Below are 12,717 nucleotides of genomic sequence, written 5' to 3' on the forward strand. Positions count from 1 at the left end.
CCATGTCCCCGGACTGCCCAAAATCCATTAAAGAATGATCTCTACATTGCCGGAAATATCGGTTGTCTTATAGTCCGGGTTCAGGCTGATCTCCCTCTCCCAGCGGATAGTCGCATTAACATAGTCGCTGATCGAATACCGGCCTTTGAACGAATAAGTATTTTTTTCGGTCTCGACCCCCTGGCTTGATCTTGAATGCAAATAATCAAAGTCGAGCCGCAACCGGTCGGACCACCGATAGATCGCCCCGAAACCTGGCGCGAAAGTGTAGGAAACCGGCGTCGGGGAAAGATTATTGGTATTCTTACTGTAAGCCACGGCCAGTGAAAAGCTCCAAGCCTGGGTGGCGCTGTAGAGCCCCTTCAAAAAAACGCTGTGGCTCACCCCGTCAACTACATTATCGCTCTTCCCCCCTTCCCCCTGGGTCAGCCGCTGGTAAGCCAGTCGGCTGTCAAAAGAAAGCCGCTCCGAGACCGATGTCCGGACCAGCAGCTCGATCTGACGGGAAAAGCTTTCGCCCGGCTGATACACCCTGGCTTCCAGGCTGGTCAGCGTCGCGGACACCCCGTTTTCAATCTGACAATTAAATTCCGTCGAGACAAAGGGAAGAGGGGCAAGTTTCAAGCTATATAATGTAGAAACCGTATCTGAGCTATTATCTTTGACCAAGTAATTTGGAGCATCCTGTTTGGCGATCGAATAGGCATGGCGGTATTTTTGCAAACAGCTGATCAGAGCAAGATCGTTGGGGATAAGGTTGACCTCAGCCTGTGATTGTTCGTTAAAATAAGTGATCCGGTCAAGCCGAGACAGTTTCGTAAAGTTTGGCTTAAAAAGGTATTTCAGTCGGATCAGCCGGCTTGGGCGCAGGTCAAGAGAAAAAGAACCGGTTTGCTTGGAAACCGCTTCGGTCGAGGTATAATCCTCGGTCAACGAAGAGATCGAATACTTCCCTTCGGTCCTGACGGCATCGGCCGGAGCGGCCCGGTAAGCCAGGTCGGCAACATCGGTTACCCCCAGAGCGCTGTCGTCGATGTGGTCAAACGCGACAGAAGAAAAAAAGCCCTTCCCCGGCGTGGCCGCCAAATTAACGTTGTAATGTTTTTTGTCCGGACGGCTCCCGTCAGGCTCTTCCCGGTCTTCAAGTTCAAAGTTGGAAGCAATAGAAAAGAGGTCATTCCCCTGGCTGGCCAAGCCAAAGTTCGCCCGGTTGTAATTTGTCGTTTCCATTGATGGGGCATGGTCGACCCACTCTTCGCGAGCCGCTTTCAGGCTGGCCGACAAGAAGCCAAAGCGGGCATTGCTCTCACCAGCTTTACGGGTGATCACCCTTTCGAGAGCGGCACCGGATACCGGGTCGTTGCTATCTTTGGTTTGTGAATATTCGTATTCCAGCGACGGCAGATTTTCCGGGGTCAGGCCGGCAGCCGCGCTCTGGAGCTCGGTCTTATAAACGATCCCTTCTTTATCGTATCGGTTGAAGTCGACTTTGGTTCTTGCAGTAAACAAAGAGTTTGGCCGGTAGCTTATCCCTCCGCCGTATTGCAACAGGTCCTGTTGAGGCGCCGGATCGGCGATCGCCGAAAAATCAGGATCGATCCGTTTAACCGCGCCGGTCAAACCGATCGTCCCCAACTGCTGGCTTAAATTGAATTTATACGCTCCGCCGCCAAGGCGGGGCAAAGAATTGGAAAAAAGATCAGGGTTCTGGTCGGAGTACGCCAGCTCCCCGCTGAAAGCGCCGGAATCTGTCAATAACGAGCCATCAAGGCCGAAAACAGAGTGACTGCGCGGCAGGCTCTCTGCTGTGGCCAGGGAACTGATCCCCGCTGAAGCATCGGAATCGTTAATATATGTTCCGCCCAGTTTAGCATTCTCGCCAAATTTGACCGTTGGCCGGACCGCGTAAGTAACGTGTTGATACTGCGCTTCGGAATCGTCAAAATCAACCTCGACAACCGACGTCGTTAAAATGGTCCGGCGTTTGAAAGTTATAACTCCGGCATCATAATCGATCGAGTAATCGTCTCCGCGGCGCTGGCGTTCGCCATTTAAATAAACCCGCTCCGAATTTATGACCACTTTTTGGGTCGCGCCCAGGCGGTATGGTCCCTGGGTCCCATCCCCGTAAAACCGGCTGGCCCGCGCCACCCCCTTGGGAGAAGAATAAAGAGCGGTCAGCCCCAAGCGGCCGTATTCACCCTTGAGCTGAACACCGGAAAGAACTTTATTGAGCCGGGCAAATTCGGTCTCGTTCAGGTCGGCGGTAAAATCCCCAAAATAGGCTTCGGTGCTTGCCCGCTTGATCAGGACCGAAACCCGATCGTCGCGCTGGCTGTTTTGGGCCGTTCCGGCAATACTGGTACTGATCAAGTTGGCGTCAATTTGAGTCTCCCCGGCCTGGCAGGCGATGCTTAAACGGAGCGATTCCTCCCGCGATAAACCAGGCGCATAGCCTTCTCTGCTCCCCTCCAGGCTTCTCGAAGTAAAACTCAAGCTCTTCGTCCCTTTAATGACCAAAGGGAGCATATCACCTCTGGCAAGGCCATGAGAGCTCTCTTGGTTCATTACAGGAAGAACTACAAATGGTTCTCCTTCTTCAGCGACCAAACTATTCTCCTTTTTAAGCAACAACCTGGCAGGCGGCTCATTCAGCCGGTACCAAACCTTTGAGTTCTCCCAATAATAAAGGTTAGGCTTATTTCCCACCTGCTTTATCCAAACAAAGAAAAAGTGCCACCCAACCTGATAATCGTCGGGAATTTGAAACTTTCCCCACCAATAACCATCCCGATAGCTCATGGGAATTTCACGGAACCGATCTGAATAAAGAGTGACTTTCTGGGCCGCCTTAAAGCTCCGCAAACGGAGGGTGATCTTCTCTCCCACAACTGGAGGATAGCTCGGATAAATACTTAAGTAATAGTTTTTGGCATATATGGCATCTTCCAACGCAACTAACGCGGAGGCCGCGCTGATCGCACAAATGGCCCAACAAATTATGATAATTGTTTTTCTCATAAAAACAGTGTTACTCCAATATCGACTATTACTCGTCAATATTTCACAATATATTGTCGATTTTTCGTCAATAAATGGAGCTACCGCTGTCTATGTAAGAAAGCAAATCTATTGCCAATTAATATGAATAGCGCCAACCCAGGGTCAAGGATATTTCAGAGGTGTTATTGGTTGGCCATTTTGCGGTCGAGCTGCCTATAGTGATCCATGGGGAACCATCATAATGCAGCCAACGGTAGCCTAAACTTGCTTCAATGATCGAGTCGGTAGTCAGCAGGCAGAAAAAAGATCCCCGGCCATAATATGAAATACCTGGAGAAGAGAAATTAAAATCGGGAAGAAGGGTATTGCTTGATAAAACATTGACCGGATAAACCAGCCCGACTTGATAACCGAACCAAAATGGCTGGGCCCCTTGCTTACCCCTCGCTTCGACAAAGACATTTTTAGAAACAATCGTTTCGATCGACCGGTCAAGGCTTTGCCTGACACCGTTAACAACAAAATTATTTCTGATCTGTTCGGCTTTGGAAAGCGAAAACCCGGAAAGGAGCTCCAAATATCGGGCAAAGGAATACCCGCCGTAAAACTCCACGCTGGTGATCGCGTATGAAAGATCATTAGTCTGCGTAAGGCTGTCATTAAAACGCCAGCTCTCCCTGGCGGCCGCGGCAAAAACCGGCAAATTTGAGCCTAAGCCAAGAAAAGTCTGATCCCAGTACATTTCCAGTCGACCACGCAAGGCATAAGTCAAAGTGTCGGCAACCGAATCGATCCGGCCAATAGTTCCAGTTGATGGATCGGGATAGTTCAGGACCTGTTCCCGATAATTCACAAAGCTCGGTCCAAGGTCAAACTCGCTAAAAAAGCGGGGACTGGCAAAAGCCGCTTCAACAAACAGCAAAAAAAACAAGAGCAAAAGAGCGCGCATTCAAACTCCTTTAATTTCGACGATCTTGGTCCGGCTCTTAGCTCCACTGATTATCCGGACAGCGCTTTTTTTTATCTGATAATGCTCTGCGAGAAAATTGACCAGCGCTTCATTAGCCGCTCCTTCAACCGGCGGCGCCAGGAGATAGACCTTTATCCGACCATCTTCTTCGAGCAACCGCTCCTTTTTGGCATTAGGAACGACCCGAACGGTCAGCCGCATTACATCCCCGGCAGTGAGAGGCCGCCGGTCATCTTGGACATTCTCTTGGCCATGTCCTGCTTGGCAGTGTGCATGGTCTTGTTGACCGCTTCTTTTACCGCCTGTTCGATCTTATTATGCGCCAGCTCCGGCGGGATCCTGATCTCAAGAAGCTCCATTTCGCCGTTAACCACGATTTTTACCCCTCCGGACTCCCCATCATAACGCGCCCTCTGCATCTCTTTTTTGATCTCGTTCGCTTGTTTGACCATTTCCGCCATTTTCCCTAAATTTCCAAATACCATAGCTAAATCCCTCCATTTTTGTTCTATTTTACCATACCCCGATCGAATATCTCTCTCGCTTGACATTCAAACGAGATAATTTATACTGAACATAAGATTTTTGGTCTATTTTTTAGGAGGAAAACCTATGAAATATTTTACCTGTTTGGTAATATTTTTTGTGATTGGCGCGTTAACCCTGCCTGTTTTTGCCGTTTCCGACACTCGGGCAGCGGCGATCAAAAAAGAACTGGCCAGGCTGAATAAAGCATACAGCAAGGCAAAAAGCGCCCAGCAAAAAAAACAGATCGCCGACAAAATGCTCCTGTACAAAGCCGAGCTAAGATCTGCCCCCTCAGCCGCCAGCGCTCAAGTCAAACCGCAATCGACTGACGCCCAGGTCGCGGCGATCAAAAAAGAACTGGCCAGGCTGAATAAAGCATACAGCAAGGCAAAAAGCGCCCAGCAAAAAAAACAGATCGCCGACAAAATGCTCCAGTACAAAGCCCGGCTGAAAAATCTCCAAAACCCACCGCCGCCGCCAACGCCGCCGGCCCTCCCCGAGTATATCAACACTTACTCGGCGACCAGGGAAACATTGTCAACAACGGAAGCAAAGATCCTTGAGGTTCCCCCCCCCACCGGCTTTAACGCTACGCAAACGCCAGAGCCAGTCAAGAAAAAAATTATCCTCCCCCAGGTTGGACTGGTCGCCTCCACCCTGTATCTTGGCGGCGAGTACCTCCTCCTGCCCAGCTCCGATTTTGACCTGATGGTCAATATTGGTTTTGGTTTCGGGAGCGGCTACTCATTGACCACCGTTGGGTTGGGAACCCTCTTTAATACCGGGGCAGATACCTTTATTGAAACCTCGCTCGTCATGGCAAACTATTCTCAAAAAGTCATCAACATTCCCGGGCTTCAGGGCGCGGCGGAAGGAAGCATGATCGGGGTGGGACTTTACGGCGGAGAAACAATCGGCAACTGGCGGATCAAAGTAGGCTATTCAACCGTGACCGGAATTTGTTTGACAGCCGCTTATCTTTTCTAGCCCGGAGGCCAGAAGAGGGCTCGTCCTCCTAGCAGGTGGAAATGAACGTGATCAACCGCCTGCCCGGCGGCGCGGCCATGGTTAACGACCATCCTATAACCGGAACTGGCAATATTTTTTTCCTTAGCAAGGCCTTCCGCGATCTTATAAATATGAGCGACAACAGCCTGATCAGCCAACTCCTCAACAAACCTGGCATGCTCTTTGGTCACCAGCAAGATGTGGACAGGGGCTTGAGGCGCAATGTCGTTGAAAGCAATTATCTTTTCATCCTCATAAACAATGCCGGCGGGTATCTCTTTGTCAATAATTTTACAGAAGAGGCACATAGCTGCTCCTAATAAGTTGCTTTTAGCTCAACGATCCGGTGGTTGCCGCTGTCGGCTACATATATCAGTCCCTTGCGGCCAATGGCCAGCCCGGCTGGATTATTGAACTCACCCCGCCCAAAACCCTTTTCCCCAAAGGCGGCCAGAAACTTGCCGGTCTTGCTGAAGAGAACGATCCGGTTGTTCCCGGTGTCGGAGACATAAACTATTTTGTCGTCTACAGCGACTCCCTGCGGATTAAACAGTTCTCCCGGCCCCCGCCCCATCTGGCCAAAAGCCAGGAGCGGGCGGCCGTCAAAGTCAAACTTCTGGATCCGATGGTTATTGCAGTCGGCCACGTACAGATACCTCTCTTTGTCGACCGCTACGTCCATTGGCTTACTGAAAAAACCGAGGCCAACGCCAAAGCCGCCGATCTGGCCGGCATTCCGCCCCTGTTCGTCGTATTTCAAGACCCGATCATTACCGGAATCCGCGACATATAGTCCCCCCCACTGGTCAACGTCGATCCCGGCCGGATACTGCAAGCTGCGGAAGCCGACTTCTCCAGTCGCTACTTCCCGGATAAAGTTCCCCCGAATGTCAAAAAGCTGGACCCGATTATTCTCCCGCTCACAAACATAGATCCGGTAATTGAAATCGATCGCCAGACTGACCGGCGCGTTAAAGCTCCCATTATCCAAACCAAAAGAACCGAACTGGTACATGAAACTGCCGTCATCGTCCAACCGTTGGACCCGGTTATTGCCGGTGTCGGCAACAAAAATACTGAACAGGCCGGTTTCCAAATTACCCGCAAGAGGGATCTTAACGTCCTGCGGAAAATAGAATTGCCGGTCGGCCGAACCGGGAAAGCCAAATTCCCTGGAAAGCTCGATCTTTGGAACGATGATCTCTTCATCGTCGGGGACCTCCCCCATCGCCAGCCCCATGGTCGCGATCAAGGTTAACAGGCAAATTGCGGCCCACCAGCGATTCATCCGATCAGCTCTCTGGCTTTGGCTTTGATATCTTTACTGGTCAGTAGGCTTTCACCGACCAGGACCGCATTGACCCCTACGGCACTGAGCCTGGCTGTTTCGTCTCCGCTCTGGATGCCGCTCTCGGAAACGATCACCAGCTTTTTCAGCTGGGGAAGGGACTTGATGATATAAAAAGAATTCTGCAGGTTAATGGTCAGAGCGTCCAGGTCCCGATTGTTGATCCCAATGATCTCCGCCCCGGCCTCCAGGGCCCGCATCGTTTCGGCCAGATCATGGACCTCGACCAGCGCTGACATTTTCAACTTCGCGGCCAGCGCCAGGAATTTTTTCAATTCCTCGTTGGTCAGGATCCTGACGATCAGGAGAATGGCATCGGCACCGGCCAGCCGGGATTCGTAGATCTGGGCCTCGTCAACAATAAAATCCTTGCGCAACAGGGGCAAGGATACTTTTTTCCTTATCTTTCTCAGGTCATCCAATTTACCCTGAAAATACTTCTCGTCGGTCAGGACCGAGATCGCCGCAGCGCCAGCCTCCTGGTATTCCAGGGCGATGGCAACCGGGCTAAACTCCTTGCAGATCAAGCCGGCCGAAGGGGAGGCTTTTTTTACTTCGGCGATCAGGGCCAGTTTTTTCTTGGTCAGGGCTTTTTTAAGATCGTGGGGTTTGGGGAGCTTGGCGATCGCTTTTTGGGCTTGGTCTAGGTCAAAAGTTAGCTTGAGGGCGGTCACTTCCTGGCGCTTGTTAAATACTATGTCGTCTAAATTCATGGTGTATAATGTTATCATGATAGAGGGGGCATATCAACACACGCCGGTAATGGCCGCAGAAGTACTGGACCATCTCAACCTCCCGTCGGACGGGATTTTCATCGACTGCACCCTGGGGGGAGGCGGGCATGTGGAAAGAGTTAAAAACCAAAACTCAAAGGTCAAAGTGTACGCTTTTGACCAGGACGACAGCGCTATCTCCGCCGCCAAAGCGCGGCTCGCCCCCTTTTCCGGGATCACCATTATCCATGACAATTTTGCCAATTTGGGCCGGCACCTCACCGAACCGGTCGACGGGATCCTTTTTGACCTTGGGGTCTCATCCCCCCAGATCGACCGGCCGGACCGCGGCTTTAGCCTCCAGCACGACGGGCCGCTCGATATGCGGATGGACCGGCGAGAGCCTCTCTCGGCCAAAGAGATCGTCAACAATTATGAACCGGAAGAGCTGACCAGAATATTCTTTGACTATGGCGAGGAGCGTTTTTCCCGCCGGGTCGCCAATCGGATCGCCGACGAAAGGGAAAAAGCGCCTATCGAAACGACCTTCCGGCTCAAAGAGATCGTCGAACAGGCGATCCCTTCCTGGAAAAAACGGGAGTCGGTCACCAGGATCTTTCAGGCGCTGCGGATCGCCGTCAACAGCGAGCTGGAGAAGCTCAAAACAGCGCTGGAGGCGGCCGCCGCGCGCCTCAAGCCGGGCGGTCGATTGGTTGTCCTTTCTTATCATTCGCTGGAAGACCGGATCGTCAAACATTTTATCAGGGAACAGCATGATATACTGAAAGTCCTGACCAAAAAACCGGTCCTGGCCAGCGACCTGGAAGTGGAGGCTAACCCGCGCGCCCGCAGCGCCAAGCTTCGGGCGGCGGTCAAACTATGAAATTCCGGCAAATCTTAGCGGTGATCATGTTTTTTCTTCTCCTGTCCGGCATCCACCTGTTTTTTAACGCAATTAACATCAGGCTCAAGTACCAGTTGACTGACTTGAGGATCAAATGGCAGGAGCTGATCAGCCGTAACCGGGAACTGGGGACCAGGATCGCCATCATCGAGAATCTGGACTCGATCGACCAGATCGCTAAAAGCCGGCTGGGGATGTACTATCCGGATGAGGTCATCTACGTTGTTCCAACTAAAGAAGCCGACGTGATATACTAATTAATATGGTTAGAGTACGTTTTGCCCCTTCACCAACCGGCGCGCTCCACATAGGTGGAGCCCGGACCGCCCTGTTCAACTGGCTATTTGCCCGGCATCTGAAAGGTAAATTCATCCTCCGGATCGAGGATACCGACCGGGAACGTTCGACCCTGGAATCGAACAAGGCGATCTTTGACGGCCTGGAATGGCTTGGCCTCGACTGGGACGAAGGGCCCAAGGTCGGCGGTTCGTTCGGCCCCTATTTCCAGACCGAACGGGTCGAGCCCCACCGCCAGCATGTCCAAAAACTGATCGACGAAGGGAAAGCTTACTATTGTTTCTGCACCGCCGAAGAGCTTGCCCAAAAACGGAAAGAATCAGAAGCACGCAAAGAGGCCCCTCGCTACGACGGCTCCTGCCGGAAACGCTCCGAGGCGGAGATCAAAGAGAAACTGGCCAGCGGCTGCCCGAAGATCGTCCGCTTTCTTCTGCCTCCGGTCGGCAATACCGTTGTCAACGACCTGATCCGCGGCCCGGTCACTTTCCAGAATGAGGTCCTCGACGATTTTGTCATCCTAAAATCGGACGGTTTCCCGACATACAACTTCGCCTGCGTGATCGACGATCACCTAATGGAGATTACCCATGTTATCCGCGGTGATGACCATCTCTCCAACACCCCGCGGCAGATCCTTATCTATCAAGCTTTTGGCTGGTCCCTGCCGCAGTTCGCCCATATTCCGATGATCCTGGGGAAAGACAAAGCCCGGCTTTCCAAGCGGCACGGCGCGACCTCGGTTATTGAATATGACAAGATCGGCTATCTGCCGGAAGCAATGATCAACTACATCGCCCGGCTCGGCTGGGGACACGGCGACGATGAGATATTCAGCCGACAGGAACTGATTGAGAAATTCTCGCTCGAAGGAGTAGGAAAAAATCCGGCGGTCTTTGATATGGACAAGCTCAACTGGCTCAACGGCCAGTATATCCGCAAGATTCTGCCAGAGCGGCTGTTTGACCTCTGTGAATCTCTGCTAATCAATGCATACGGCAATCATGACCTCGGTTATCTGCAAAAAGTCGTCCAGCTTTTTCACGACCGGTTGGTTCTTATTCCTGATATTGTGGCGCTTTCGGCTTATTTTTTCAAAGATGACTTTGAGTATGATCCGAAAGCGGTCGCAAAACATTTCAAAACAGATCAGGCCAGGCCGATCCTGACCGCGCTGAAAGAAAAACTTGGCGCGCTTGAGCCGTTCGCCAAAGCCGATATCGAAACTGTTTTTAAAGGAATAGCTGCTGAAACGAACGTCAAGCTCGGCGTCGTCATCCACCCCTGCCGCCTCGCCCTCTCCGGACGTTCGGAAACTCCGCCAATGTATGATGTCGTGGAATTGCTGGGAAAAGAAAAGGTTATAGCCAGGCTTGAGAAAGCGCTCTCCCAGCTTAACGCATAAAAGCAAGGTAAGTCGGTTTTTCCGGCAACCTGATATCTTCCAGGATCGAATGGCCGATTTTTATCCCTTCAACAGAATCGAATTTGCTCTCCTGGATCTTTCCGCTCAAGGCGACCAGTTCTTCGCTCGACGCGTCAGATGAAAGCAACTCATTAAACGCCTGCCAGACAGTAAGTACCCCTTTATGGTCTGGAGCAGCCTGTGCGGATAGGAGCTGAAAAAGAAGCGGAAGCCGCCGGCGGCCGAGCCATCGGCGACTAACGGGTAGTCGGTCAGGCAGGCAAAAGGAGCGGCATGCAGTTGCCCGGCCTCGCTTGTCCGCCTGTCCTGGCGAAAAATATGCAAGCCGGTTTGGGCAAAATAGTCCTGGGCCTCTTCGATGGTCATTATTTGCCACAGGCGCTCTCTAGCCGTTGGCGGAACCCTCCGACTAACTGGCAAAGTCCAGCCGCGCAAGACGGGATGTGAAGCAACGGTCGAAAACTCAGCTTTACCAATGCCGGTATTTCGAAAATTAACCAAATAGATCTCACTTATTATTGAAATTCCTGTTTTTAACTATCGACATAAAAACATGAATGATTTGCGAGTAGTGTTGCTTACAAGTGACAGGTCCCGCGCCATCCACTCCCTTGGTTTGCGAACGATCGATGCCGCGCTTCGCCGGCAGGGTTTTAATAATACCCGGCTCCCCGGCCGCCACCCCAAAGTTAGCCTGGAAAACGAGATCAAGGCTTTTATGCACGACGACCGGCAAACCATCTTCGGCCTGCAGGTGGGGAACGATTACTGGCCGGACTTTGTTTCCCAGAGTTTTGCTCTCCGTTGCGATTATCCCGGAGCTAAAATCGTGGCCGGTGGACCGGCTTTTGAGCGCGAACAGCTGCGCACCGCCGGCGGCCAGCTGGTCCCTGACGCCATTACCGTTGCCCTGACCGAACACCTGGCCGACGTGGTTGTTTCCGGTTATGCCGCCCCATTCGTCGAAATGGTCGCCAGGCACGCGGGGGATCAGGCGGCAACCAAGCTCCCCGGCCTCTACTATTTAAAAGACGGTCAGGTGGTCGGCCACGGACGGGGGCGCCAACCGATACTTGATCCGGAGCAGGACCTCGTCCCTTATATCTTAATCCAGGAGGATAATTACGCCGCGATCATGCTCGACAATGCCTGCAACAACGCTTGCGGCTTTTGCTGCGTCAACCGGGGAGGACTCGGCTTTTCCCAGGAAATGGTCAAGCGGACCCTTAAGCATATTTATCAATGTTACGATCAAACCAAACCAGCCCAGCTTCATTTTATCGACTCCAACCCTTTCCGGCGGGTCAACCGCTTCCCCCTGCTCGATCTTTTCGACCAATTCGACGAAACTCACCCGAACGTCAGGAAGCTCTGTTATCTCGACCCGGCAACGCTGACCACTCCCGGGGCGCTGGACCTGCTCGCCCGTCTGGTCAAACACGGCTTCATCTCTTTCTTTCTGGGCCGTGATACCGTAGACGAGGAGGTCGCGGCCAAGATCGGCGTCAATTATAAAGGAGAGGCCAAAAATCAAAACACGCTCAACGAAGAGGGAAAAGCTATTTTCGGGCTGATCGAAGGTTTAGGTACCAGACCGCTCTGGCGAGGCCAACCGTTCAAAGTAACCGTCGCCTACATCATGACCCCGTTCGAAAGTAAGGGGTCACTCCTCAGAATGATTGGTGAAATGGAAAAAGTGGAGCGGGCCAAAACCACCTTTGTTGAGACCGGGATCAGGTTTCACGCCCTCGCTCCCTACCCCGGGACACCGATCAGGCATTGGTATCTCGACCTGCTTAAACAACCAGACGACCCGCACATCAGCATGTCGAAAAACGCCTGGAAACATAGTCTTGGCCCGGCCGCCCAACTGCTCGATCTCTTCAATAAAGAGCGGATCTACTACATGTTTGAGGAAGATGACAAAGGATTCTTCGATCGCCTCCGTCAGGATCACGTTGAACCGGCGTTTGGCTAAATCGCCTTACAAATATTCGCAAAGATAGGCAGCCTCTTCGGCCACTCTGACCTGAAACTTGGAGTTGGCAGGAATCTGAAATAGCGACCCAGCTTCAAACACCTGCCAGTGCTGGCTGTCTGGGAGCATGACGTTAAGGGCCCCGCTGACAACATGCATAAGCTCGTGGGAAGAAGTCCCAAACTCGTATTCCCCCGGCTCCATCACCCCGATAGACTGTTTTCCAGCCTTATTATTGAGGGTCAGCGACTTGACTTTGCCATTGAAGTATTCGTTAACTTTGACCATCTTATTGCTCCTTTAAATATCAGTTGTTTGTCGTCAGTCGTTAGTTGTTAGTTATTTTTTAACCATCGTTCCAATACCGTGGTCGGTAAAGAGCTCCAGGAGCAGGGCGTGGCGAATCCGGCCATCTATAATGTGAGCGGTGTGGACCCCTTTACGGACCGCGTAGAGGCACGATTTAACTTTGGGGATCATGCCGCCGGAGAGTGAACCGGCTTTGATCATCTTGTCGGCCCGATATGTATTGACTTCGGAGATCA

Annotated in this window: 15 protein-coding genes; 5 read left to right on the plus strand and 10 right to left on the minus strand. The window is 52.0% G+C overall.

The annotated features are described in order from the left end of the window. Positions 1 to 27 precede the first annotated feature (27 nt). The 4 genes from KKF06_01070 to KKF06_01085 form a co-directional block, all read right to left on the minus strand. Positions 28 to 3,021, minus strand: coding sequence for a hypothetical protein (locus KKF06_01070; protein ID MBU1616356.1), 2,994 nt, complete (start codon positions 3,019 to 3,021; stop codon positions 28 to 30). 118 nt (positions 3,022 to 3,139) lie between these two features. Continuing rightward, positions 3,140 to 3,952 carry a hypothetical protein gene (locus KKF06_01075; protein ID MBU1616357.1) on the minus strand — a complete coding sequence of 271 codons (813 nt, stop codon included), beginning with the start codon at positions 3,950 to 3,952 and terminating at the stop codon, positions 3,140 to 3,142. Beyond that, complete coding sequence (locus KKF06_01080) at positions 3,953 to 4,174, minus strand: DUF167 domain-containing protein (GenBank protein MBU1616358.1); 222 nt, start codon at positions 4,172 to 4,174, stop codon at positions 3,953 to 3,955. Continuing rightward, the gene (locus KKF06_01085; GenBank protein ID MBU1616359.1) at positions 4,174 to 4,458 is read right to left on the minus strand and encodes a GatB/YqeY domain-containing protein; all 285 of its coding nucleotides are present in this window, start codon (positions 4,456 to 4,458) and stop codon (positions 4,174 to 4,176) included. Before KKF06_01085 ends, KKF06_01080 begins: the two co-directional genes overlap by 1 nt. A gap of 127 nt (positions 4,459 to 4,585) precedes the next feature. Here KKF06_01085 and KKF06_01090 point away from each other — a divergent pair, with 127 nt between their 5' ends. Beyond that, on the plus strand, positions 4,586 to 5,488 hold the full coding sequence (locus KKF06_01090; protein MBU1616360.1) for a hypothetical protein: 903 nt from the start codon (positions 4,586 to 4,588) through the stop codon (positions 5,486 to 5,488). Here KKF06_01090 and KKF06_01095 read toward each other — a convergent pair. The 3 genes from KKF06_01095 to trpC are packed head-to-tail and all read right to left on the minus strand — an operon-like array spanning position 5,485 to position 7,570. Beyond that, a complete protein-coding gene (locus KKF06_01095; protein MBU1616361.1) occupies positions 5,485 to 5,817 on the minus strand; it encodes a histidine triad nucleotide-binding protein in 333 nt (110 codons plus the stop codon). The genes KKF06_01090 and KKF06_01095 overlap by 4 nt on opposite strands. Before the next feature lie 8 nt (positions 5,818 to 5,825). Further along, positions 5,826 to 6,797, minus strand: coding sequence for an NHL repeat-containing protein (locus KKF06_01100; protein MBU1616362.1), 972 nt, complete (start codon positions 6,795 to 6,797; stop codon positions 5,826 to 5,828). Further along, positions 6,794 to 7,570 (minus strand): indole-3-glycerol phosphate synthase TrpC, encoded by a 777-nt coding sequence (trpC, locus tag KKF06_01105; protein ID MBU1616363.1) that lies wholly within the window; start codon positions 7,568 to 7,570, stop codon positions 6,794 to 6,796. The genes KKF06_01100 and trpC overlap by 4 nt, the downstream gene beginning before the upstream one ends. A 16-nt stretch (positions 7,571 to 7,586) precedes the next feature. Between trpC and rsmH the strand changes: the two genes are divergently transcribed. Genes rsmH through KKF06_01120 form a run of 3 tightly spaced genes read left to right on the plus strand, consistent with a single transcriptional unit; the run spans position 7,587 to position 10,173 of the window. Continuing rightward, positions 7,587 to 8,453, plus strand: a complete 867-nt coding sequence (gene rsmH, locus KKF06_01110) for a 16S rRNA (cytosine(1402)-N(4))-methyltransferase RsmH (protein MBU1616364.1) — start codon at positions 7,587 to 7,589, stop codon at positions 8,451 to 8,453. Then, positions 8,450 to 8,731 carry a septum formation initiator family protein gene (locus tag KKF06_01115; protein ID MBU1616365.1) on the plus strand — a complete coding sequence of 94 codons (282 nt, stop codon included), beginning with the start codon at positions 8,450 to 8,452 and terminating at the stop codon, positions 8,729 to 8,731. The genes rsmH and KKF06_01115 overlap by 4 nt, the downstream gene beginning before the upstream one ends. Further along, positions 8,731 to 10,173 carry a glutamate--tRNA ligase gene (locus KKF06_01120; protein ID MBU1616366.1) on the plus strand — a complete coding sequence of 481 codons (1,443 nt, stop codon included), beginning with the start codon at positions 8,731 to 8,733 and terminating at the stop codon, positions 10,171 to 10,173. The genes KKF06_01115 and KKF06_01120 overlap by 1 nt, the downstream gene beginning before the upstream one ends. Here KKF06_01120 and KKF06_01125 read toward each other — a convergent pair. Further along, entirely contained in the window at positions 10,163 to 10,321 is a 159-nt protein-coding gene (locus KKF06_01125; GenBank protein ID MBU1616367.1) for a hypothetical protein, read from the minus strand. The two genes, KKF06_01120 and KKF06_01125, sit on opposite strands and share 11 nt — an antisense overlap. A gap of 444 nt (positions 10,322 to 10,765) precedes the next feature. Between KKF06_01125 and KKF06_01130 the strand changes: the two genes are divergently transcribed. After that, positions 10,766 to 12,172 (plus strand): hypothetical protein, encoded by a 1,407-nt coding sequence (locus KKF06_01130; GenBank protein ID MBU1616368.1) that lies wholly within the window; start codon positions 10,766 to 10,768, stop codon positions 12,170 to 12,172. Positions 12,173 to 12,178: 6 nt separating this feature from the next. Here the strand turns inward: KKF06_01130 and KKF06_01135 are convergent, their stop codons facing one another. Then, entirely contained in the window at positions 12,179 to 12,460 is a 282-nt protein-coding gene (locus tag KKF06_01135) for a pyrimidine/purine nucleoside phosphorylase (protein ID MBU1616369.1), read from the minus strand. Positions 12,461 to 12,511: 51 nt separating this feature from the next. Then, on the minus strand, positions 12,512 to 12,717 hold a 206-nt coding region (locus KKF06_01140; protein ID MBU1616370.1), incomplete at its 5' end, for an acetylglutamate kinase.

The sequence above is a fragment of the Candidatus Margulisiibacteriota bacterium genome (genome assembly GCA_018822365.1).
Lineage (GTDB): Bacteria > Margulisbacteria > WOR-1 > O2-12-FULL-45-9 > XYB2-FULL-48-7 > XYB2-FULL-45-9.